Source organism: Streptomyces sp. NPDC127092 (assembly GCF_042722475.1).
Taxonomy (GTDB): domain Bacteria; phylum Actinomycetota; class Actinomycetes; order Streptomycetales; family Streptomycetaceae; genus Streptomyces.
Genome location: NZ_JBHXFE010000039.1, coordinates 68,105 through 89,304, shown reverse-complemented (window position 1 = coordinate 89,304; position 21,200 = coordinate 68,105). Strand labels below are relative to the sequence as shown.

General features: G+C 72.8%; 18 protein-coding genes. 13 read left to right on the top strand and 5 right to left on the bottom strand.

The window, feature by feature from the left end:
• Window positions 1-4 precede the first annotated feature (4 nt).
• From ACFWJO_RS28110 to ACFWJO_RS28090, 5 genes are read left to right on the top strand one after another with little or no spacing between them, the layout of a single operon-like run.
• Window positions 5-1,768 (top strand): lipid II flippase MurJ, encoded by a 1,764-nt coding sequence (locus ACFWJO_RS28110; RefSeq protein WP_386869510.1) that lies wholly within the window; start codon window positions 5-7, stop codon window positions 1,766-1,768.
• The gene (locus ACFWJO_RS28105; protein ID WP_386869499.1) at window positions 1,680-2,465 is read left to right on the top strand and encodes a polysaccharide deacetylase family protein; all 786 of its coding nucleotides are present in this window, start codon (window positions 1,680-1,682) and stop codon (window positions 2,463-2,465) included. Before ACFWJO_RS28110 ends, ACFWJO_RS28105 begins: the two co-directional genes overlap by 89 nt.
• Before the next feature lie 8 nt (window positions 2,466-2,473).
• Window positions 2,474-3,733: a glycosyltransferase gene (locus ACFWJO_RS28100; protein ID WP_386869508.1), complete on the top strand. Its 1,260-nt coding sequence runs from the start codon at window positions 2,474-2,476 to the stop codon at window positions 3,731-3,733.
• 10 nt (window positions 3,734-3,743) lie between these two features.
• Window positions 3,744-4,421 (top strand): lipopolysaccharide biosynthesis protein, encoded by a 678-nt coding sequence (locus ACFWJO_RS28095; RefSeq protein WP_386869498.1) that lies wholly within the window; start codon window positions 3,744-3,746, stop codon window positions 4,419-4,421.
• The gene (locus tag ACFWJO_RS28090) at window positions 4,418-5,590 is read left to right on the top strand and encodes a GNAT family N-acetyltransferase (protein ID WP_386869496.1); all 1,173 of its coding nucleotides are present in this window, start codon (window positions 4,418-4,420) and stop codon (window positions 5,588-5,590) included. The genes ACFWJO_RS28095 and ACFWJO_RS28090 overlap by 4 nt, the downstream gene beginning before the upstream one ends.
• A gap of 44 nt (window positions 5,591-5,634) precedes the next feature.
• Here the strand turns inward: ACFWJO_RS28090 and ACFWJO_RS28085 are convergent, their stop codons facing one another.
• Window positions 5,635-7,311, bottom strand: a complete 1,677-nt coding sequence (locus tag ACFWJO_RS28085; RefSeq protein ID WP_386869494.1) for a glycoside hydrolase family 26 protein — start codon at window positions 7,309-7,311, stop codon at window positions 5,635-5,637.
• A gap of 343 nt (window positions 7,312-7,654) precedes the next feature.
• Here ACFWJO_RS28085 and ACFWJO_RS28080 point away from each other — a divergent pair, with 343 nt between their 5' ends.
• The gene (locus ACFWJO_RS28080; RefSeq protein WP_386869492.1) at window positions 7,655-9,154 is read left to right on the top strand and encodes an ATP-grasp domain-containing protein; all 1,500 of its coding nucleotides are present in this window, start codon (window positions 7,655-7,657) and stop codon (window positions 9,152-9,154) included.
• Window positions 9,155-9,183: 29 nt separating this feature from the next.
• Window positions 9,184-10,452: an FAD-dependent oxidoreductase gene (locus ACFWJO_RS28075; RefSeq protein ID WP_386869506.1), complete on the top strand. Its 1,269-nt coding sequence runs from the start codon at window positions 9,184-9,186 to the stop codon at window positions 10,450-10,452.
• Between the two features lie 111 nt (window positions 10,453-10,563).
• Here ACFWJO_RS28075 and ACFWJO_RS28070 read toward each other — a convergent pair whose 3' ends face one another.
• A complete protein-coding gene (locus ACFWJO_RS28070) occupies window positions 10,564-10,797 on the bottom strand; it encodes a chaplin (protein ID WP_384411677.1) in 234 nt (77 codons plus the stop codon).
• A gap of 489 nt (window positions 10,798-11,286) precedes the next feature.
• Between ACFWJO_RS28070 and ACFWJO_RS28065 the strand changes: the two genes are divergently transcribed.
• Window positions 11,287-12,345 carry an LCP family protein gene (locus ACFWJO_RS28065; protein ID WP_386869490.1) on the top strand — a complete coding sequence of 353 codons (1,059 nt, stop codon included), beginning with the start codon at window positions 11,287-11,289 and terminating at the stop codon, window positions 12,343-12,345.
• 39 nt (window positions 12,346-12,384) lie between these two features.
• Here ACFWJO_RS28065 and ACFWJO_RS28060 read toward each other — a convergent pair whose 3' ends face one another.
• Window positions 12,385-14,409, bottom strand: a complete 2,025-nt coding sequence (locus ACFWJO_RS28060; protein ID WP_386869488.1) for a thioredoxin domain-containing protein — start codon at window positions 14,407-14,409, stop codon at window positions 12,385-12,387.
• A gap of 198 nt (window positions 14,410-14,607) precedes the next feature.
• Between ACFWJO_RS28060 and ACFWJO_RS28055 the strand changes: the two genes are divergently transcribed.
• Window positions 14,608-15,174 carry a Uma2 family endonuclease gene (locus ACFWJO_RS28055; protein WP_386869486.1) on the top strand — a complete coding sequence of 189 codons (567 nt, stop codon included), beginning with the start codon at window positions 14,608-14,610 and terminating at the stop codon, window positions 15,172-15,174.
• A gap of 99 nt (window positions 15,175-15,273) precedes the next feature.
• Here ACFWJO_RS28055 and ACFWJO_RS28050 read toward each other — a convergent pair whose 3' ends face one another.
• Window positions 15,274-16,290, bottom strand: a complete 1,017-nt coding sequence (locus tag ACFWJO_RS28050) for an alpha/beta hydrolase (protein WP_386869484.1) — start codon at window positions 16,288-16,290, stop codon at window positions 15,274-15,276.
• A 118-nt stretch (window positions 16,291-16,408) separates the two neighbouring features.
• Here ACFWJO_RS28050 and ACFWJO_RS28045 point away from each other — a divergent pair, with 118 nt between their 5' ends.
• The 4 genes from ACFWJO_RS28045 to ACFWJO_RS28030 are packed head-to-tail and all read left to right on the top strand — an operon-like array spanning window position 16,409 to window position 20,142.
• Window positions 16,409-17,242, top strand: a complete 834-nt coding sequence (locus ACFWJO_RS28045; RefSeq protein ID WP_386869482.1) for an alpha/beta fold hydrolase — start codon at window positions 16,409-16,411, stop codon at window positions 17,240-17,242.
• Window positions 17,243-17,261: 19 nt separating this feature from the next.
• Entirely contained in the window at window positions 17,262-18,167 is a 906-nt protein-coding gene (locus tag ACFWJO_RS28040; protein ID WP_386869480.1) for an alpha/beta fold hydrolase, read from the top strand.
• A complete protein-coding gene (locus ACFWJO_RS28035; protein ID WP_386869479.1) occupies window positions 18,164-19,756 on the top strand; it encodes an FAD-dependent oxidoreductase in 1,593 nt (530 codons plus the stop codon). Before ACFWJO_RS28040 ends, ACFWJO_RS28035 begins: the two co-directional genes overlap by 4 nt.
• A 41-nt stretch (window positions 19,757-19,797) precedes the next feature.
• Window positions 19,798-20,142, top strand: coding sequence for a DoxX family protein (locus ACFWJO_RS28030; RefSeq protein WP_386869477.1), 345 nt, complete (start codon window positions 19,798-19,800; stop codon window positions 20,140-20,142).
• Window positions 20,143-20,267: 125 nt separating this feature from the next.
• On the opposite strand, the gene ACFWJO_RS28025 is transcribed toward ACFWJO_RS28030, so the two are convergent.
• On the bottom strand, window positions 20,268-20,894 hold the full coding sequence (locus tag ACFWJO_RS28025) for a TetR/AcrR family transcriptional regulator (RefSeq protein ID WP_386869475.1): 627 nt from the start codon (window positions 20,892-20,894) through the stop codon (window positions 20,268-20,270).
• Window positions 20,895-21,200: the final 306 nt, after the last annotated feature.

Here is a 21,200-nt window from a genome sequence, read left to right as displayed (position 1 = left end):
GCCCATCACCAGTCATTCCGTGCCGGGCGCGGCCGCCCGCCCCCCGCTGCTCGGCGGCCGGCCCCTCGGCCACGGCGCGCAGCCGCTCGCCCCGGAGCGGGCCCGGCACGCCCGGCGCCGGACGAAGTGGTCGCCGTCGGGGCGGTTCCTGCTGCGGGCCGCGGCCGTCACGGCCGCCCTGACCGCGGTCGGCGCGGTGCTCGGGCTGGTCAGGGACCAGATCCTCGCGGGTTACTTCGGCGCCGGCGCGGAGACCGACGCCTTCCTCGTGGCCTGGACCGTCCCGGAGTTCGCCTCGACGCTGCTCATCGAGGACGCGATGGCGCTGATCCTGGTGCCGGCGTTCTCGCGGGCCCTCGCGCGCCGCGCCGGCACGCTGTTCGGTGACCCGGTCCGCAGCCTCGTACGGGCCACCCTGCCCCGCATCGTCCTCGCCGTCGCCGCCGTCTCCGCCCTGCTCGTCGTCCTCGCGCCGCTGCTGGTCGCCGCGCTCGCGCCGGGCCTGCCCGACCCGCAGCTCGCGGTGGACTGCACCCGGCTCACGGCCACCTGCGTGCTGTCCTTCGCCCTCGCCGGCTACTGCTCGGCCGCGCTGCGCGCGCACGGCTCGTTCCTGCCGCCGGCCGCGATCTACGTCGCGTACAACGTCGGCATCATCGGCACCACCCTGGTGCTGCGCGAGCCGCTCGGCGTGCGCTCGGCCGCCGCCGGCGTCGCGGTCGGCGGCGTGCTGATGGTCCTCGTCCAGGCGCCTTCGCTCCTGCGGGAGCTGCGGACCCGGCCCGTACCGAAGGAGGAGCCCAAGGCGACCCCGGCCGGCGACGGGCGGCTCCTCGTGATCGGGATGATCGCTCCGGTCGTGGTCTTCGCGCTGACCCGCCAGTCGCAGATCCTGATCGAGCGCTTCCTCGCCTCGCCGCTCCCGGCCGGCGCCATCTCGCATCTGAACTACGCGCAGAAGGTCGCGCAGATGCCGATGATCCTCTCCCTGATGCTGTGCACGGTCAGCTTCCCCGTCGTCGCCCGCGCACTCGCGTCGGGCGACAAGGAGGCGGCCCGCCGGAGGGTCGAGCGGGATCTGCTGCTCGCCGCCGTGGTGGTGCTCGTCGGCGCGTCGACGGTGATCGCCGCCGCGCCGCAGATCGTCGAACTGCTCTTCCAGCGCGGCGCGTTCGACGCGGGCGACACGGCGGCGACCGCGGCCGTGATGCGGGTGTACGCGCTCGGGCTGCTCGGCCAGACCGTCGTGGGCGCCCTGGTCCGCTGCTACTTCTCGGCCGCCCGACCGCTCTGGTACCCCGCCGCCGCGATGGGCGCCGGGCTCGCCGCGACGGCGGTGACCGGCGCGGTCGCCGCCCGCTTCTGGGGCGCCTCGGGCATCGCCGGCGCCAACGCCTTCGGCATCACCCTCACCGCCGTGATGCTGCTGCGCGGCGCCCACCGCCAGTCCGTACCCGTCGACTTCCGCCGGCTCGGCGAGGGCCTGCTGCGGCTGGCGACGGCCGGCGCCTGGGCCACCGGCGCGGGCTGGCTGTGCTCGGTCCTGATCGGCCCGCCCGTGCTCTCCCTCACCGTCGCCGGCCTGGTCGTGGTCGTCGTCTTCCTGCTGTTCGTCGCGTGCGCCGCCAAGGCGCCCGAGATCCCGCCCCTGCCCCGCTCTCCCCGCCGAAGGACCCTCCATGCCCGCCCCCGCCGTGCTGCGTCGACTGCTGCCGAAGCCTCCCCTGTGGGTGGCGATGTACCACTCGATCACGGAAACGTCCGCTGACCCGTACAAGGTGACCGTCTCCCCCGTGCGCTTCGCCCGCCAGCTGCACTGGCTGGGCGACCGCGGCCTGCGCGGCGTGTCCGTGCGGGAGCTGCTCGCGGCGACCGCCGAAGGGCGGGAACGCGGTCTGGTCGGGCTGACCTTCGACGACGGCTACGCGGACTTCCTGGAGTCGGCGGTGCCGCTGCTGCGCCGGCACGGCTTCACGGCGACCGTGTACGTGCTGCCCGGGCGGCTCGGCGGCGACAACGCCTGGGACGCGGAGGGCCCGCGCAAGCCGCTGCTCGACGAGGACGGCATCCGCCGGGCCGCCGCCGCGGGCATGGAGATCGGCTCGCACGGGCTGCACCACGTCTCCCTCGTGGACGCCGACGACGCCACCCTGGCGGCCGAGACGCGGCACAGCCGGGAACTGATCGAGGAGATCACCGGCGATCCGGTGCACGGCTTTTGCTACCCGTACGGAACGGTCGACGCCCGGGTCGTACGGGCGGTCCGCAAGGCCGGCTACACGTACGGCTGCGCGATCGATCCGGGGCCGCTGTCGGGGACGTACGCCCTGCCCCGCGTCCACATCGGCGAGGACGACACGTCCTGGCGGCTCACCGCGAAGCGGGTGCTGCACCCGCTGCGGCGGCGCCGGCCCGCCGACCTGGTTCCGGCGCAGAACGGCCCGGCGAGGTCGGTCCTGTCATGACGACCGACATGAAGGTGCTGCACGTCATCACCGGGCTCGGCATCGGCGGCGCCGAGCAGCAGCTCCGCCTGATGCTGCGCCACCTCCCGCTGCGGAGCGCCGTGGTCACCCTGACGAACCCCGGTGCCGTGGCCGACGGCATCGAGGCGGACGGCACCCCGGTCTTCCACCTCGGGATGACCGGCAACCGTGACGTCGGCGCACTGCCCCGGCTCACCCGGCTGATCCGGCAGGGCGGTTACGACCTGGTCCACACCCACCTGTACCGGGCGTGCGTGTACGGCAGGCCGGCCGCGCGGCTCGCCGGCGTGCGGTCCGTCATCGCGACCGAACACTCCCTCGGCGACGCGCAGATCGAGGGCCGGCCGCTGTCCACCGGAACCAGGGCGCTGTACCTGGCGACCGAACGCCTCGGCACGTCCACGGTCGCCGTCTCACCGAGCGTGGCCCGCCGGCTCACCCGCTGGGGCGTGGCCCCGTCCCGCATCCGCGTGGTGCCGAACGGCATCGAGACGAACCGCTTCGCCTTCGACCCCCGGGCGCGCGCGTCGGCCCGGGCGGCGCTCGGGCTGCCCCCGGACGCGTTCGTGGTCGGCGGCGTCGGGCGGCTCGCGCCGGGAAAGCGCTTCGACCGCCTGGTACGCGCGGTGGCGGCGGTACCGGAGGCCCGCCTGCTGCTGGTCGGCGAGGGCGACCAGCGGCAGCACCTGCTGCGGATCGCCGAGGAGTGCGGGGCGACGGACCGCGTCCTGCTGACGGGCGCGTGCGAGGACCCTCCGGCGGGTCCGGAGGGCCGGTCAGGCCCGGCGGGCCCGGAGGGCCGGTCAGGCCCGGCGGCCGCGGAGGGCCGCGCGCATTCGGCGGACGCTGCCGCCTCCGCCGGCCCGTCCCGGGGGCCTGGGGGCCACGGCGGGCAGGGCGCGCGGCCCGGGCTTCCCGCGCTGCTCGCCGCCATGGACGTGTTCGTGTCCACCTCCCCGGACGAGACCTTCGGGCTCGCCGTCGTGGAGGCGCTGGCGGCCGGGCTTCCCGCGCTCTACGTGGCCTGCCCGGCGATCGACGACCTGCCGGCCGAGGCCGCGCCCGGTGCGCGGCGGATCGGTGAGTCGGTGCCCGAGCTGATCTCGGCGCTGCTCGCGCTGCGCGGCTCCGGGCGCGGCCGGCTGGCGCCGCCGGAGGCGGTGCGCCGCTACGACATCGCGCAGAGCGCCCGGAAGTTGATGTCCCTCTACCACCAGGCCGTCCACGGCCCCCTTCCCGTGAAGTGAGAGCTGCGTCATGACCACGAACCCACCACGTCACACCCTGCTCACCCCCGCCCGCTGGATGGTGCTGCCCGCCGCCGTGCTCGCCGGAGCGGTCCTCGGCGGCGGTTACGGCGCTCTGAAGACCCCCGAGTACGCGGCGACCAGCTACGTCATCGTCGTACCCGGGGAGAAGTCCGACCCGTCGGCCGCGCTCGGCTTCGCCCAGGCGTACGGTCGGGTCGCCACCGACATCGCCGTGACCGGCGACGCCCAGGTGTGGGCGGGCGTCTCGGCCGACACGCTGCGGTCGAGCGTGCAGGCCTCGACCTCGCCCGACGCGCCGATGATCTCGATCACGGCCCGCTCGGCGAAGCCGTCGACGGCGGTGTCGATGGCCGACGGCGTGGCCCGCTCGCTGGTCCTCAACAGCTCCCACGTCGCCGCGAACACGGGCGTGAAGGTGGTCCAGTTCTCGCGGGCGACCAAGCCGGTCGAGCCGGTCTCGCCCTCGGCCTCGCTGTCGGCGCTGGTCGGCGGCTGTGCGGGCGGACTACTCGGCGGCCTGGTACTGCTGGTGCGGCCCAAGCGGTCGACCAGGGCCGAGGCACGGCACTCGCGGCAGGGCGCGAACCCGGCCGGCGCCCCGACCTCGGCCTCGGTTCCGGGCCCGGCCGGCGCCGCGCAGCAGCCGGAACCGGAGGCGGTGTGAACGGCAGACCCCTCTACCCGGAAGTCTGCCGGGACGCCGCCTCGTTCGAGCGGCTCGGACCGGAGTGGACGGCGCTCTACGGCCGTTGCTCGACGGCCACGCCCTTCCAGTCCCACTCGTGGCTCCACTCCTGGTGGCTGTCGTACGGCCGGCCCGGCGCCCTGCGGATCGTCCTGGTCCGGCGCGCGGACGGCACGCCCGTCGCGGCGGCGCCGCTGATGCGGGCCGCGGCCGGGCCGCTGCCGGTGCTCACCCAGCTCGGCGGCGCCATCACCGACTTCACCGACGTCCTGCTCGACGACGACTGCCCGGAGGCCGCGCCCGCACTCGCCGGCGCCCTGGCCCGGGCGGCGCGCGGCGCGGTGATCGACCTGCGCGAGGTACGGCCCGGGGCGGCGGCCGAGCGCGTCTACGAGGCCTGGCGCGGCCCCCGGCGACGGCTCGCCGACTCGCTGTGCCTCGAACTGCCCGCCGTACCGATGGAGGCCCTGCTCGAACGCATCCCCTCCGGGAAGGCGCAGCGGGTGCGGGCGAAGCTGCGGAAGATGGACGCGCTGGGCATCGACGAGCGCATCGTGCCCCCGGCGGAGGTACCGGTGGCCCTGGAGCGCCTCCTGCGGCTCCACCACCTGCAGTGGCAGGGCCGTGGCGTGACCGCCGAGCACACCAGCGAGCGCTTCGCGCAGCACCTGACGCGGGCGGTGCTGCCGATGGTCGAGCGCGGCGACGCGATGGTCACCGAGTTCCGGCTCGGCGGCGACGTCGTGTGCGCGGACCTGACGCTGTTGTCGCCGCGCCTCGCGGGCGGCTATCTGTACGGGGCGGACCCGGCCCTGCGCGCACGCAAGGTGGACGTCGCGGCGATGCTGCTGCGGCACGGTGCGCGCGAGACCAGCGCGAGCGGCCGGGCCACGCTGAGCATGCTGCGCGGCACCGAGCCGTACAAGCACCACTGGCGACCCGAGACGGTGCCCAATCAGCGGCTCATGCTCGCGGGCCGGAGCGCGGCCCCGCTGCTGTGGCTGCGCGCGGGCGCGGCGAACGGCCGGAGCTGGGCGGCCCGGCAGGCGCGGGAGCGGGAGTGGGTCGGGCGGGCGGTCGGGCGGCTGCGGCCGGGGCTGCTACCGGCGGGCCGGGCCGCCGGAACGCCGAGCGGCGGCGGAGGTTGAGTTCCTCCGCCGCCGTGGGGGGTTTCACCGACCGGTCGGACCGGTCAGAAGGGCCAGACCCCGTTCAGCGCGCCCTTCCAGTCGATCTTCAGTCCGTCCTGCCAGCCGACGACCGGCGTGTCGGGCTTGGCCGGCTCGACGGGCTTGGGCGGGATGGCGGGCATGGCGGGCGCCGCGGGCTTGACGGGCGCCTCGGGCTTCGCGGGCACCGCGGGCATCGCGGGTACCGCAGGCATGGCGGGCACCGCGGGCTTTGCCGGCTGCTTCCAGGACTCCTTCCAGGAGTTCGTCGGTACGCAGATCTGTCCGCCGATCCAGCTCTCCACCCATGAACCGAGGTTCAGCTTCCAGCAGTCGGGCTCGGGCTTCGGTTCCGGCTTGGGCTCAGGCTTCGGTTCCGGCTTGGGCTCGGGCTTCGGCTCGGGCTTCGGTTCAGGCTTGGGCTCGGGCTTCGGCTCGGGCTTGGGCTCGGGCTTCGGCTCAGGCTTCGGCTCAGGCTTCGGCTCAGGCTTCGGCTCAGGCTTCGGTTCAGGCTTGGGCTCGGGCTTCGGCTCGGGCTTGGGCTCGGGCTTGGGCTCGGGCTTCGGCTCAGGCTCGGGCTTCGGCTCAGGCTTCGGTTCCGGCTTCGGCTCGGGCTTCGGCTCAGGCCTCGGTACCGGCACCGTCGGGTCCACCGGGTCCACAGGATCCACCGGGTCCACCGGGTCGACCGGGTCCGTCGGGTCCGTCGGCTCGACCGGGTCCGCCGGGTCCGTCGGCTCGACCGGGTCCGCCGGGTCCGTCGGCTCGGTCGGCTCCGTCGGCTCCGTGGGCTCCGTGGGCTCCGTCGGCTCGGTCGGCTCCGTCGGCTCGACCGGGTCCGTCGGGTCCACGCCGTACAGCATCTGCCGGAACACCTGCGAGGACTCCGGATTGGCCCCGCACTGCCAGACGCCGTGCGGGCAGTAATCGGTGATCGTGTGATACAGCGGCTTGTGCTGCTTCATCCATTCGAGCATGCGCCGCATGTACTCGGGGTTGTCTCCGTTCCGGAAGAGACCCCATTCCGGATAGGAGATCTGCTTCCCGTGTTCGGCCGCGAAATCGACCTGCGCCTGGAGCCCGTACGGCTCGCTGACGTGCCGGTCGAAATCGGAGCCCGGAGGCTGGTCGTAGGAATCCATCCCGATGATGTCGACGACGTCGTCCCCGGGATAGCACTCGGTCCACGGGACGGCGTCCCGGCCCCGGCTCGGGTTGAAGTCGAAGCGGAACTTCTGCCCCGGCACGGACCGCATCGCGGAAACGATCCGGTTCCAGTACTTCTTCCACGACGTCGGGTCCGGCGCGCACCGGTGGGTGTACGTCGTGCCGTTCATCTCCCAGCCGAGGACCACAACGGTGTCGGCGGCCTTGAGGTCGACCAGGCGCTGGGCGAGGGTGCGGAAGTGGTGGTCGAAGTACCCGGCGGCGCCGAGCTGGAGCTGGCGGCGGACCTCGTAGTCGGAGACGCCCGCCTCGTTCCGTTCCAGCATGGGCACGTTGAGGACGAACAGGCGGTCGGCGCGCTCGTTGCGCCAGTTCGCCCAGGCGTCGAGGAAGCCGGGCGGGCCCTCGATGTTCGACCAGAGGTCGCCCGGCAGGTAGGTGTGCCCGACGCGCAGCTCGCGGCCGCCGAGCCAGCGCTCCAGCTGGGAGATCCGGGCGACCCCGAGCGGGCCCGAGTCCAGGAACGCTCCCATGGCATTGGACAGAGTCGGTCTGGGGTCCCTCGTCGTTACGGATTCGGATTCGGCGGCGTGAGCCTGGGCGTGTGGCGCGTGGGCGTGAGCTGGAGACGACAGCACGACAGAACCTGATGCAAGGAGACCGGCGGTGAACACCCCCAGCCACACCCTCGAAGTTCTCTGATTTCGGTTGATCATGACAGCACTCCTTCTCTCTCGCGCCGCTTGATGGTCCGTCAGTCCGATCTTCCGAAAGTATTCCTAATGCGCCGACCGAGAACTCCGGTTCGCTCCCATCAATAGTCCGTAAGAGGATTTTTCATCGCCCAGTTGGGGCACCCGAGACGAAGGACATGCCGTGCCGAGTTTTGACACCCGCGTCCCCGCGGTCCTTGTGCGGCTCGACCCGAACCCCTTTCACCACGGCACGCTCGGCGCGGCGCGGTCCCTGGGGCGGGCGGGCATCGCGGTCCACGCGGTGGTCGAGTCGCCGGCCAGTCCGGTCGTCCGCTCCCGCTACCTCCGGCGCGCCCACCAGCGCCCGGCGGAACCGTCGCCCGCCGAGCTCACCCGGCTGCTGCACCGGATCGCCGACGAGATCGAGGAGCGCGAGGAGCGGGACGACGGCCGGCCCGACCGTGAACACGCCGACGGCCGCTCCGACCCCTGGCCCGAGCCCCTGCCCGGCCACCGGCCCGAGCCCCTGTCCGACCACCTGTCCGACCACCTGTCCGGCCCTCGCCGGCCCGACCGCCGCGCACGCCCCGCGCCCGCCCTGCTCGTGCCGCTCGACGACATCACCGCCCTCTCCCTCGCCGAGTGCCGGCCCGAGCTGGCCGGCCGTTTCCTGCTGCCCGACCAGTCGCCCGAGCAACTCACCCGGGTCGCCGACAAGGCCCAGCTCGCCGAGACCTGCCGGGCCCTCGCCCTCCCCCACCCGCGCACCGAACTCCCCGCGAGCGCCGACGAGGCCGCCGCCATGGCCTGGTCGCTCGGCCTTCCGGTGATCGCGAAGTGGAGCCGGCCCTGGCTGCTGCCGGCCGGGGGCGGGCTGCGCAGCACCACGATCGTCGGCTCGCTCGCCGAGGTGCGTGAGCTGTACGCGCGCGCCCCGCAGGCCGGCAGCCGGCTGCTGCTCCAGGAGCTGCTGCCCGCGGGGCGGGGACTCGACTGGTTCTTCCACGGATACGTGGACTCCGCCGGCGGCTGCTCGACCGGTGCCACCGGCATCAAGGAGCGTTCCTGGCCCGACGGCGCCGGGCTCACGGCGGTGGGCCGCTGGACGGCCAATCCCGTGGTCGACGCGACGGCCCGGGAGCTGCTCTCGGCGCTCGGCTACCGGGGCGTGTGCGACCTGGACTTCCGGCTCGACCGGACGACCGGCGCCTACCACCTGCTGGACTTCAACCCGCGGCCCGGCGCCCAATTCCGGCTGTTCGCCGACCGGGACGGGCTCGACGTGGTCCGGGCCATGCACCTGGACCTCACCGGCCGTCCGGTGCCCGCGCACCACCCTTCGTACGGACGGCGCTTCGTCGTCGAGAACTACGCGGCGCTGTCGTACCTGACCTCGCCGGGCCGTCGTCACGCGGCCGGGCGGCCCGGCCCCGGCGGTGACGGCGGCGGCGAGGCCGCCTGGTTCGCCGCCGACGACCCGCGCCCGGCGCTCGCGATGCTGCGGACCTGGTTCGCGCACCTCCTGCGCAAGGCCCTGCTGAGGCTCCGCCGGCTGGCGCGGCGGCTGACCCGGCGGCTGACGCGGCGGCTGCTGCGCGCCGGCGGTCCGCAGCCGGTGGTGGCCGTGCCCGCGCCGCAGCCCCCGGCCCGTACGCCCCACGACCGGATGACCCAACGATGAGACCGACGACTTCGAAGGCGGAACGCGCGATGTACGACCTGGTGATTGTGGGAGCGGGGCCCTACGGGCTGTCCGTCGCCGCCCACGCGGCGGCGCACGGGCTGAACCTGCGGATCTTCGGCCGCCCCATGGAGATGTGGCACGCGATGCCCTCCGCGATGTTCCTGAAGTCCGAGCCGTGGGCCTCGCACCTCTCCGACCCGGCGGGCACGTACGGGCTCGACGCCTACGCGGCCACCCGCGGGGTCCGCGCCGAGCACGGCGTACCGCTGCCGGTCGGCTTCTTCGCCGCGTACGGCGACTGGTTCGCCCGCCAGGCGGTCCCGGCGCTCGACGAACGGCTCGTCACCACCGTGGCGCCGGCCGCCGGCGGCGGCTTCGCGGTCACGGCGGAGGACGGCGAGACCGTCCGCGCCCGTACCGTCGCGCTCGCGGTGGGCGTGCTGCCGTTCATGGAGATCCCCGGCCCGCTGCGCGGGCTGCCCCGCCGTCATGTCACCCACTCGAGCCACCACGGCGAGCTCGACGGCTTCGCCGGCCGGGACGTCACGGTGATCGGCGCCGGGCAGGCGGCCCTGGAGACGGCGGCCATCCTCACCGAGCAGGGCGCGACGGTGCGCATCCTGGCCCGCTCCGGCCGGCTGAACTGGAACACCGTCCCGCCGGCCCTCGACCGGGGCCCGTGGCGGTCGCTGCGCGCCCCGCACACGGGGCTGGGCTGCGGCTGGCGGAACAAGCTGTACGCGGACACGCCCGGCGTCTTCCGGCGGCTGCCCGCCGCGACCCGCGAGCGGATCTTCGACTCGGCCCTCGGCCCGGCGGGCGCCTGGTGGCTGCGCGAGCGGTTCGCGAAGGTGGGGGACGTGCGGCTCGGGCAGCGGGTCACGTGTGCGACGGTGACCGCGGACGAGCGGCTGCGGCTGGACGTGGCCGGTGCCGACGGGGTGACGGACGTCGTGGAGACCGACCATGTCGTCGCCGCCACCGGGTTCGTGCCGAGCCTGGACCGCGCGGACGTGCTCGCGCCGGAACTGCGCGACGGGTTGCGGCGGGTGGGGGCGGGCGGGGCGCCGGAGGTGGGGGCGCTGTTCGAGTCCTCGTGGCCCGGGCTCTTCCTCGCCGGGCTGCTCACGGCGCCTTCGTACGGTCCTTCGATGCGCTTCGTGTTCGGTGCGGGCTACACGGCCGGGCGGCTCGTGAAGGGCGTGCGGCGGCGGCTGGGGTCGACGGCCGGGCGCGGCGGCGTGGTGGGCCGTCCGCGGTCGGGCGAGGAGCGGGTGGCCGCCGGGGCCTCCTGAGACGGCGGAAGGCCGGCCCCCGGGAGCGTGGTGGACGCTCCCCGGGGCCGGCCGGGTCCTGCGGGAACCGCTTCAGGACGGCAACGTCAGGCGTTGGTCCTCAGGGCGACGTCAGGCGTTGATGCAGACGTTGCCCGCGGCCGGGTTGAGCGCGCCGATGATGTTCACGCTGTTGCCGCAGACGTTGATCGGGATGTGGATCGGGACCTGCACCACGTTGCCCGACAGGACACCCGGCGAACCGACGGCGAAGCCCTCGGCGTACGAGTCGGCCATCGCGGGAGCGGCGGCACCCAGGGCCATGAGCAGACCGGCGACGGCGACCGCAGCCTTCTTGCACTTCATTTCGTCTGGATCCTTTCTGCGGCGGAAGAGAATTCACGGCTTTCGTGATGCGCGGGACAACGCGTGCCCCGCCTTCCGCTGCACGATTGACAACGACCCTGCCACGGAAAGGAAACCGTCCGGCGGTCCGCCCGCCGTTGTTCACCCCATTGCCGGGCCCGGAATCGCTCAACGGGGCCAGATAGGTGTCCTCATGAGCCGCTCCCACTCCCGGTCGGGCACTCCGGGAACCGCCCGACCGGCCAGCATCCACTGGCGGGCCAGTGAGGAATACACCGGAAAGGGTTCCGGGTCGGTCGGCGGCGGATCGGGCACATAACGGCTCTTCGGAATGAAGGCCATGCGCTCCCATTTCCCTCGATCGGGCGCCATATTCGCTCCTTCCGCTGACGTTCCGAATCATGGCACAGCCACCGCAGGAGAGTGATTCGAACGGTCCATGTCGCGTCGCGCACCTCTGTGCGAGAGCGTCCGATTTAACGTTCCTGCATGAATTTCCCCCACTCCCCCCGGCGGGCGGGCTCCCGCCCCCGCCGGAGACGTACGCTGCTCCTGGCCACCGCCCTGGTCGCGACCGGCACGGGCGCCCTCGCCGCGGCCCCGGCGGATCTGCCCGCGCCGAAGAAGGGCCTCAACCTGCTCGTCGTCGGCCTCGACAGCCGCAAGGGCGTCACCGCGGCCGAGAAGAAGAAGTACCGGCTCGGCAGCCGCGAGTGCTCCTGCACGGACGTGATCATGCTGGTGCACGTGTCGGAGAAGAACGACCGGGTGAGCGTGGTGAGCCTGCCGCGCGACTCCCTCACCTCGTTCCACGAAGGACACGTCGACCGGCGCACGGGCGAGAAGCACAAGGCCCACCCCGCGAAGATCAACAGCGCCTGGGCGGAGGGCGGTTCGTCCTTCACGGTCGAGACCGTCGAGGCGATGACCGGCCTGTCGGTCCACCGCTACCTGGAGATCGACTTCCGGCGCTTCATGGACACCGTCGACGTCTTCGACAAGGGCGTGCCCGTCTGCACCAAGGTCCCGCTCAAGGACTCGGTCACCGGTCTCGACCTGAAGGCCGGCTCGAAGTCGGTGAAGGGCGGGGAGGCGCTGCAGTTCGTCCGTTCCCGTCGCGCGGACGGCAAGATGGACTTCGGCCGCATCCAGAAGCAGCACCTGTTCCTGGCCAACCTGCACCGCAACCTGCGGGACGGCCTGCTGACCAGCCCGGCCGGTCTCAAGGCCTTCGCCTCGACGCTGCGCGGCACCGGCCAGGGCGAGCGCGCGGTCTCCGTCACGGAACTGGTCAGACTGGCCGGCCGCCTGAAGAAGGTCACCCCGGCCAGGACCCAGTTCGCGACCGTGCCGGTGGCCGGTTTCAACGCGACCATCGCGGGTGTCGGCTCGACCCTCGCGTGGGACAAGAAGTACGCGGCCGAGGTCTTCGCGGCCCTGCGCGCGGACAAACCCCTGCCCAAGCCCCACCCGAAGCCCAGCAGCTCGATCCCGCAGGGCCTCGGCGAGTACCGGCCGACCGAGGGCGGCAAGCTGCTGTGCGCCTAGGGGGCGGCTTCTGAGGGTGCCTCGGGCCGCCCCCGCCGGTCAGCGGGCGAGCTTGCGGGCCAGCAGCTCCGGGTCCGTCGTCGGCGCGTCGCAGACGAAGTGGCGGCAGACGTAGGCGGTGGCCATGCCGTCGACCAGCGGCCGGTCCCTCAACAGCGGGAACTCCTCGCCGCCGGGCAGTCCGGCGGCGAGGACCGCGCCGGGCGTGCCGGCCCGCAGGGCGGTGCGGCGCAGGGCGCGGAAGGCCTCGTCGTCGGGGGCACCCACCACGGCGATCTCGCGGGGTCCGTCGAGCAGCGCCTCGGCGACGGCGAGGCCCCAGCCGATGAAGCGGGGCGCGCGCGGCCCGAGCGCCCTGACCACGCCGAGCGCGCGCTCCGCGGCGGTCCGGTGCGCCTCGGAGCCGGTGTGCGCCGCGTACGACAGGAGCGCGCCGGCGGCCGCGGTCCAGCCGGAGGGCGTGGCGTTGTCGGTGGGGTCCTGGGGGCGGCGGATCAGCCGTTCGGCGTCGTGGGCGGTGTCGTAGAGCGCCCCGCCCTCCGCCGTGAACTTGTCGAGGACGACGTCGAGGAGGAAGCCGGCGAACTCCAGCCACGCGCCCTCGCCGGTGACCGACGCGAGCGCGAGGAAGCCCTCGGCGACGTCCGCGTAGTCCTCCAGGACGCCCGCGTTGCCGCCCGCGTGTCCGTCCTTGGAGGTACGGGTGAGGCGGGCGCCGTCGTCGAGGTGGAGCCGGACCAGCAGGTCGGCCGTCTCGGTGGCCCGCTCGACCAGGTCGGGGCGGTCGAAGAGGGCGCCGGCCTCGGCCAGCGCGGCCACGGCGAGCCCGTTCCAGGCGGCGACGATCTTGTCGTCGCGGCCGGGGCGCGGGCGCTGCTCGCGGGCGGCGAGCAGCCGGGCCCTGATCGAGGCGATCCGGTCGGCGTCGGCGGGTCCGGCCTCCTGCGGGAGCTGGAGCACCGAGGAGCCGTGCTCGAAGGTGCCGTCCTCGGTGACGCCGAAGTGGCGGGCCGCGTAGCGGGCGTCGTCCTCGCCGAGGACGGCGGTGAGCTGTGCGGGCGTCCACACGTAGAAGGCGCCCTCGACGTGCTTTCCGGTGCCGTCGTCGGAGTCGGCGTCGAGCGCCGAGGCGAAGCCGCCCTCGGGGGTGCGCAGTTCGCGGACCATGAAGTCGGCGGTCTCCAGGGCGACCCGGCGGGCGAGCTCGCTGCCGGTGGCCCGCCACAGGTGGGCGTACACCCGGCAGAGCAGGGCGTTGTCGTACAGCATCTTCTCGAAGTGCGGCACGACCCACTCGCGGTCCACGGCGTAGCGGGCGAAGCCGCCGCCGAGCTGGTCGTAGATGCCGCCGCGGGCCATCGCCTCACAGGTGTCGGCGGCCATCTGCAGGGCGCCCTCGGCGCCCGTACGGGCGTGGTGGCGCAGCAGGAACTCCAGCGCCATCGACGGCGGGAACTTGGGCGCTCCGCCGAAGCCGCCGGCCTTGGCGTCGTACTCGCGGGTGAGGCCGAGGAGCGCCTGGGCGAGCTCCTCCTCGCCGGGGACGCCGTCGCCGCCGAAGGCGAGCGAGCGGGCGGAGAGGTCCTTGACGATCTTCCCGGCGACCTCGCCGACCTCCTCGCGGCGCTCGGTCCACGCGCGCGACACGCCCTCGAGGACGTCGGAGAAGGACGGCATGCCGTGCCGGGGCTCGGGCGGGAAGTAGGTGCCGAAGTAGAACGGCTCGGCGTCCGGGGTGAGGAAGACGGTCATCGGCCAGCCGCCCTGCCCGGTGGCGGCCTGCACGGCTTCCATGTAGACGGCGTCGACGTCGGGCCGCTCCTCGCGGTCGACCTTGACGGCGACGAAGCGCTCGTTGACCAGGTCCGCGGTGGCCTCGTCCTCGAAGGACTCGTGGGCCATCACGTGGCACCAATGACACGCGGAGTATCCGACCGAGAGCAGAACGGGTACATCGCGCCGTCTCGCTTCCTCGAACGCCTCGGGTCCCCACGGCCACCAGTCGACCGGATTGTCGGCGTGCTGAAGCAGATACGGCGAGGTCATACCAGCCAACCGGTTCATACGCCCAGCCTCTCACAGCGCCTGGCGCGGCCGGTGAAACCCTGACGAGCCCGCCCCGCTTGGCCGAATTACGCTTCTGCGCCATCACGTGGCGGGCGCCCCTCCATCCCCCTCCAGGCCGGGCGGCCCGGCCCCTCGGAACAGTAGGCTGGGCGCAGCGGCGCTGAACCTGCCGAGGCTCCTCGAAGGAGGTACACCATGACCGCCGAGATGGTGGCGCCCGCGTGGATGCACTCGCAGATCAGCGCGGAGCAGTACGACTCCTGGTCCGAGGAGCAGTGCGCCGGCATCGAGATCGTGGACGGGATGGTCGTCGTGAGCCCGAGCGCCTCCAAGCGGCACAACCGGCTGGCGCGGCTCCTGGCCAATGCCCTGGACGCCGCCGCGGGCCCGGACTGGAACGCGGACACGGACTTCGACGTCCGCCTGCAGGACGTTCCCCTCACCAACCGTCGCCCGGACGTCACCGTCTACCGGGCGGAGACCATCGACCTCACGCCCACCCGCCCCGAGCACGTACTCCTGGTCGTCGAGGTCGTGTCGCCCGGCTCGGAGACCACCGACCGGATCGTGAAGGTGGACCAGTACGCCAAGGCCGGCATCCCCTTCTACTGGCGCGTCGAGCAGGCCGCCACCGGGGTCCCGATCGTCTATACGTACGTCCTCGACCCTGCCACCAGGGCTTACAGGGACGGCGAGGTGTTCACCGGCACCGTGAAGGCCACCGCGCCATTCCCTGTCACGGTCGACCTTGGGGCCCTGTGACCAACGAGGAAGCACGCGAAGCCGCCCGGTGCCACCTTCCTGCTCTCGACTGAGCGAGCCGGCCCGGCCGCCGAGGCCGGTCCGGCATGTCCGGGGCGGTCAGGGCTTTGCCAGCGCGGTTCGCAGAGCGTCGAGGGCGGCAGCGCGGAAAGCGGTCATCGACGGTGCCTTGCCGTCGAGCAAGGCATCAGCGCCGTGGTACATGCCTGGTTCGAGCCGCAGTTCGCATGCGACGCCGGCCTCGGTCAGGCGTCGGGCGTAGTCGACATCTTCGTCGTGGAACAGGTCGAGGTCGCCCACGCCGATCCACGCGGGCGGCAGCCCGTCGAGGTTCCTCCGCCTTGCCGCCGCGATGTAGGGGCGATCGTCGCGGTCCTGTGGCGGGCGGCCGAGGTAGGAGGTCCAGGCGAAGCGGTTGGAGTCCGGGGTCCACGTATGGATGGCGCTGTCGGGAGGGTCGACGCGTAGAGCCGTGCGGTCGTCGAGCATGGGGTAGACGAGGAGTTGGAACCGGACCGGCACTCCTGAGTCGTGGGCGCGCTGGACCACGGCGGCGGCGAGTCCGCCTCCGGCGCTTTCGCCGCCGACGGCGATGCGGGCGGGATCGATGCCGAGCGCGGCGGCACTGGCGTGAAGCCAGCGGAGCGCACCGAAGCAATCGTCCAAAGCTGCGGGGTACGGATTTTCGGGTGCGAGGCGGTAGTCGACGCTGACGACCAGAGCGCCGAGTTCGTCGGCAACGCGGCTGCACCAGGTGTTCTCCTGTCGAGCGGCACCCATGACGGTTCCTCCGCCGTGGATCCACAGCAGCGCTGCGCGCGGCGCTTGGCCTGATGCCCGGTAGGTGAGCACCTCGACGGGGAGGTCGCCGGTTGCGGCCGGCAGCGTGCGCCGCTCGATGCGGACGCCGGGCCTGGAAGCGGCTCCCGCCAAGGGCACGAGGCGGCGAGCGATGGCCAGAGTGACCGGGTTGCCGAAGTTCAGCGGGAGGTAGAGCACGGGGTGTCGCAGCTCGCGGGGGACTGCCGCCAGAGCGCGACGACGTGCGCTGATCGCCGCAGCGGCGCCGAGGGTCGCTGCGGTGCCCAGTCCGCCGAGAACGCGTCGGAGTGTCATGTACTGCGCGCCTTTCGTTCGGGCAGGAGTCGGCCGAGGCGCCGCGCCGCGCCACACCGCGCCCGCGACAAGGGCTTCCGCTTGACACGACCACCATATCGGCAACAGTGTATCCATTATGAGTATCTGGTCTGAGCCCCAGCCCGATTCCCGGTTCGTCGAGGTGGACGGCCTGCGGATCCACTACAAGCGCGCTGGGCACGGCCCGGCACTCGTGCTGCTGCACGGCAGTGCCTCGTCCCTGCAGCACTTCGACCGCGCGACGGATCTGCTGTCGGATGCGTTCGACGTCATCCGTCCCGACCTGCCGGCGTTCGGGCTGACGGGCCCGCGCAAGGATCGCGACTACCGCATCCCGGCGTACGCCGCGACGGTGGCGGGCTTCGCGAAGGCGCTGAGCCTGCCGCGCTACGCGCTGGCCGGCAATTCCCTGGGCGGCAACATCGCCTGGAACGTCGCGCTGGACCATCCGGAGCGGCTGACCGGCCTGGTGCTGGTCAACGCCACCGGCTACCCGGAAAAGACGGTGCCCACGGGGATGCGCCTGACCCGCAACCCGCTGGTGCGGCCCCTGCTGAGGCGGGTGATGCCGCGCGGGGCCATCGAGCGCAACCTGCGCGAGGCCGTCGGGCCGCATTCGCGGATCGTGGACGACGCCATGGTGGACCGCGCCCATCAGCTCATGAGCCGCCCCGGCAACCGCTCCGCCTTCGTCGACTTCTGCAACACCGACCAGCCGGACCGCAGCGCGCAGATCCCCCGCATCACGGTGCCCACGCTGGTGCTGCGCAGCGCGGGCATCGACGGCCAGCACTTCGCCCACGACATCCCCGGCGCCCAGGAGTTCGTCCACCCCTACGGCGGTCATCTGCTGCCGGAGGAGGAACCGCAGTGGGTCGCGGACGCGATCGCCACGTTCCTCGGCTCCTGCGCCGACACCCCCGCGAACTGAGGGCAAGGAGACCCGTGCCGTGAAGTACTTCGTCGCCCCGGGCGAGGACCGCAAGCTCACCGCCGACTCGCGCAAGGCGCTGCGCGGCAGCTTCATCGAGCTGTCCGACGGCGTCACCCACTACGAGCTGACGGGGCCCGAGGACGGGGACGTGGTCCTGATGGCGGGCGGTCTGACCATCCCGCTGTTCTACTGGGACGGCCTCGTCAGCGAGCTGCACGCCCGCGGGCTGCGCACTCTGACCTGCAGCGCCTACGGCCGCGGCTACTCCGACCGGATACGGGCGCGGTACGACGAGACGCTGTTCACGCGGCAGCTGGCCGAGCTGACGGACCGGCTCGGCCTGACGGCGCGGCCCCTGCACCTGGTCGGCACCTCCATGGGCGCCCTCGTCGCCATGACGTACGCGGCCCGGTACCGCTCGTCAGTGTCCACGCTCACCATCGCCGGCCCCGCCGGTCTCGCGAAACCGCGGTTGGCCTCCCCCGACCGGCTGCTGCGCAGCGATCTGCTGGCCGGAGTGGTCGCCCGCCGCCGCGGCCTCCGGCTGCTCCAGGGGCACCTCGGGCACAACGTCCGCGACCCCGAGCTCGGCGCCGAACTGACCGAGATGGTCCTCGACGCCCTCCGCTTCGAGGGCTCGCTGTACGCAGTCTTCGACACCCTGCAGCACCTGCCTCTCGCCGGCCGTGACGACCTCTTCCGGCGAACGGGGGCGCTGGGCGTTCCGACGCTGCTGCTGTGGGGCGACGAGGACGACGTCACGCCGCTGGTGCACTTCGACACGGCGCGCGCCCTGCTGAAGCCTCACAGTCATCACATCATTACCGAATGCGGGCACATGGCCCCCTTCGAACGACCCCACGACGTCGCCGACCAGCTCGTCCCGTTCGTGTCCGCACGCACCGAAAGGCTCGACCGATGAACACCCCGCAGCCCATCGACGTCCTGGTCATCGGCGCCGGCCCTTCGGGCTCCGCCCTGGCGATCGACCTCGTACGCCGCGGACTCGACGTCCGGATCGTCGACAGGTCCCCCCACGCTTTCGACGGCTCGCGCGCCAAGGGCATCCAGCCCCGCAGCCTCGAAGTCCTCGAAGACCTCGGCGCTCTCGACGACGTGCTGGCCGGCGGCGACCTCTACCCCAAGCTCGGGCTCCATGCCGGACCCCTCAGCGTGCCGTGGAAGATGTTCCCCCACAAGGAGGCGACCCCGGACGTCCCGTACCCGAACACCTGGCTGATCCCGCAGTTCCGCACGGACCGCGCCCTGCACGCCCGGCTCGGTGAGCTCGGCCGCGAGGTCGAGTTCGACAAGGCACTGACCGAGCTGACGCAGGACGAGGACACGGTGCTCGCCAAGGTGGTGGGCGCGGACGGGGCCGAGGAGATCGTCGCCCGCTATGCCGTGGGGGCCGACGGCGGCTCCAGTGTGGTGCGCAAGCAGCTCGGCATCGGTTTCGTCGGGACGACGGACGAGTCCGACCGCGTGCTGATCGTGGACGCCTCCGTGAGTGGCCTGGCCCGCAACCGGTGGCACATGTGGCCCGGCCTCGGCGGCAAGCTCATCGCCGCCTGCCCGCTCCCCGGCAGCGACATGTTCCAGTGGATGATCCGGCTCACGCCCGACGAGGAGCCACCCCAGGACATCGGCGCCATCGTCGACCGGATCCACTCACACACCCGCAACCGGCACATCCAGCTGCACGAGATCCACTGGACGTCCGTGTTCCGGCCCAACATCCGTCTTGCCGAGCACTACGGCCGTGGACGTGTCTTCCTCGTCGGCGACGCGGCGCACGTCCACACCCCGGCCGGTGCCCAGGGCTTGAACACCGGTATGCAGGACGGCTACAACCTCGGCTGGAAGCTCGGCCAGGTTCTCGCCGGAGCCGACCCGACCCTCCTTGCCACCTACGAGGCCGAGCGGCAGCCGATCGCCGCCGGCGTCCTGGGCCTGTCCACGGAGAAGTGGGGCGGCATCGCCAAGCTGGATCCCTCCAGCATGAAGCGCGGCAAGGACGAACAGCAGCTCTCCCTGACCTACTACGGCGGCCCGCTCGCCCCCGCCGACGGCCTGCGCACCGGCACACTGCGCGTGGGCGACCGCGTCCCGGACGCCCGACTGCTCGGCGCCGACGGCGCCGAGACCCGCCTGTTCGACCTCTTCCAGGGACCGCATTTCACCGCCGTCGCCTACGGCCCCGGCGCCGCCCGGGACCTCGAACTCCTCGACTGGCCGACGACGGGCGCCCAGCTGAAGCGGCTGACCGTCGGACCGGCCGCGGGCGACGGACGGGCCTTCTCCGACCTCGAGAACACGCTGCGCAGTGCCTACGGCCTGACCGGCGACACGCTGCTGCTGATCCGTCCCGACGGCTACATCGGGCACATCGCCATCCGGGACTTCCTCACCACCACGCAGGCCGCCGTGCGGGCGATGACGCCCCAGGCAAGGAGCCGCACCATGTCCCGGCCGAGCCACACCCACCCCGGTTCGGTGGCCGCTCAATAGGGTCCCAAGCCGCCATGACGCCGACACCCGGGAAGGACCTCATGATCCTCACCATCACCCTCGCCTGCGCCATCGCCCTGATCTTCGGGGCAAGCGGAGTGCTCAACACACTCGCGTTGCCGAAGGCACGCGAGCTGGCCGCCGAGACCGGCTTCTCCGTCGCCGCCTACCGCCGCATCGGCGTGCTGCAACTGGCAGGAGTCGCGGGCGTGGCGATCGGCCCCGCCGTGCCGGCGCTCGGCGGCCTCGCGGGGGTCGGCCTTCTCCTACTGCTCGCCGGAGCTGTGGTCGTACACCTGCGCAAGGGCGACCCGGTTGCCAGATTCGTGCCCGCCGCCGTGTGCGCAGTGCTTGTCGCCTCATACGTCTGGGCCTTGTTCGCCTGAGACGCCGCGGATCCGGTCCACGCCTCCGCCGATGGGCAGCTCCGGCAGTTTCGCCCTGAAAGCAATGCCTCCCCGAGCGGTGATTTCACACGCCGACGGCCTCAGATTCGCATCGTCCTGGCTGGTCAGGCGGCGTCGCGCAGGTGGGCAAGCCCGCTGAGAAGGAGTTCGAGGCCGAAGGAGAACTCGTCCTCGATCGGAACGGGCATCGACCCGGCGACGGTGACCGTTGCCGGGAACAAGGCCGGATCGGCGCTCTGAAACACGGCGGACAGGTGCGCGTCGTCGCGTTGCCCGCCGCCGCCATGACCGTTGACCTGTATGGCGAATCCGAGGACGTAGCGGGCGAGGGTGGCGAAGGTGTGCGCGGCCAGTCGCGGCGGGAAACCGCTGTCGAGCAGCGCCGCGAGACAGTGTTCCCGCAGTGCCATGGCGTTCGGCCCCAGCGGTACCTCTTCGGCCATCAGGCGCGCCGCGTTCCGGTGCCGGGCCAGGGCCTCGAACATGGTGTGCGCGACCGTCCGCAGCGCTTGCTGCCAGCCCATCGCGCGGAGTTCGTCGCCGTTCAGGTCCACGGCGCCGAACATGCGGTCCACCACATGGGCGACCAGTGCCGTCCGGTTGTCGAAGTGCCGGTACAGCGTCGCGGTGCCCGAACCCAGGCGCTGGGCCAGCGTCCGCATCGAGAGAGCGTCTGCCCCTTCGTCGTCCACGATCTGCAGTGCGGTGGAGACGATGCGCTCCAACGGCACGGGCGGACGCCCCGGGCGCCGAGCCGATACCGGGGTCGCTCGCGCAGGACCAGCTGCTGCCACTGAAACGTCCACCTCCTCGCCCAGCACCATAACAGCAACACCGTATCCACTATGGAGGCCGCCGGTCGGACACCGAGTGGTGGCGAAAGACCGCCCGTACGCCACGGGTGGGCGGGGCGCGGGCGGGGCACTGATACGGGGAAGCGGGACCACTTCTCCCCCCCTCCCCCCCCCAAAAACAAACACCCCCCCCACGCCCCCCAAACCCCCCCCCCCCCCCCCCCCCCCCCCCCAAGACCCCCC

Coding starts and splice junctions, on each gene's coding strand:
- ACFWJO_RS28055 (WP_386869486.1), top strand. CDS start 14,608: ATGACCGCCGAGATGGTGGCGCCCGCGTGGATGCACTCGCAGATCAGC.
- ACFWJO_RS28065 (WP_386869490.1), top strand. CDS start 11,287: ATGAATTTCCCCCACTCCCCCCGGCGGGCGGGCTCCCGCCCCCGCCGG.
- ACFWJO_RS28085 (WP_386869494.1), bottom strand. CDS start 7,311: ATGGGAGCGTTCCTGGACTCGGGCCCGCTCGGGGTCGCCCGGATCTCC.
- ACFWJO_RS28075 (WP_386869506.1), top strand. CDS start 9,184: ATGTACGACCTGGTGATTGTGGGAGCGGGGCCCTACGGGCTGTCCGTC.
- ACFWJO_RS28105 (WP_386869499.1), top strand. CDS start 1,680: ATGCCCGCCCCCGCCGTGCTGCGTCGACTGCTGCCGAAGCCTCCCCTG.
- ACFWJO_RS28035 (WP_386869479.1), top strand. CDS start 18,164: ATGAACACCCCGCAGCCCATCGACGTCCTGGTCATCGGCGCCGGCCCT.
- ACFWJO_RS28100 (WP_386869508.1), top strand. CDS start 2,474: ATGAAGGTGCTGCACGTCATCACCGGGCTCGGCATCGGCGGCGCCGAG.
- ACFWJO_RS28050 (WP_386869484.1), bottom strand. CDS start 16,290: ATGACACTCCGACGCGTTCTCGGCGGACTGGGCACCGCAGCGACCCTC.
- ACFWJO_RS28070 (WP_384411677.1), bottom strand. CDS start 10,797: ATGAAGTGCAAGAAGGCTGCGGTCGCCGTCGCCGGTCTGCTCATGGCC.
- ACFWJO_RS28095 (WP_386869498.1), top strand. CDS start 3,744: ATGACCACGAACCCACCACGTCACACCCTGCTCACCCCCGCCCGCTGG.
- ACFWJO_RS28045 (WP_386869482.1), top strand. CDS start 16,409: ATGAGTATCTGGTCTGAGCCCCAGCCCGATTCCCGGTTCGTCGAGGTG.
- ACFWJO_RS28060 (WP_386869488.1), bottom strand. CDS start 14,409: ATGAACCGGTTGGCTGGTATGACCTCGCCGTATCTGCTTCAGCACGCC.
- ACFWJO_RS28030 (WP_386869477.1), top strand. CDS start 19,798: ATGATCCTCACCATCACCCTCGCCTGCGCCATCGCCCTGATCTTCGGG.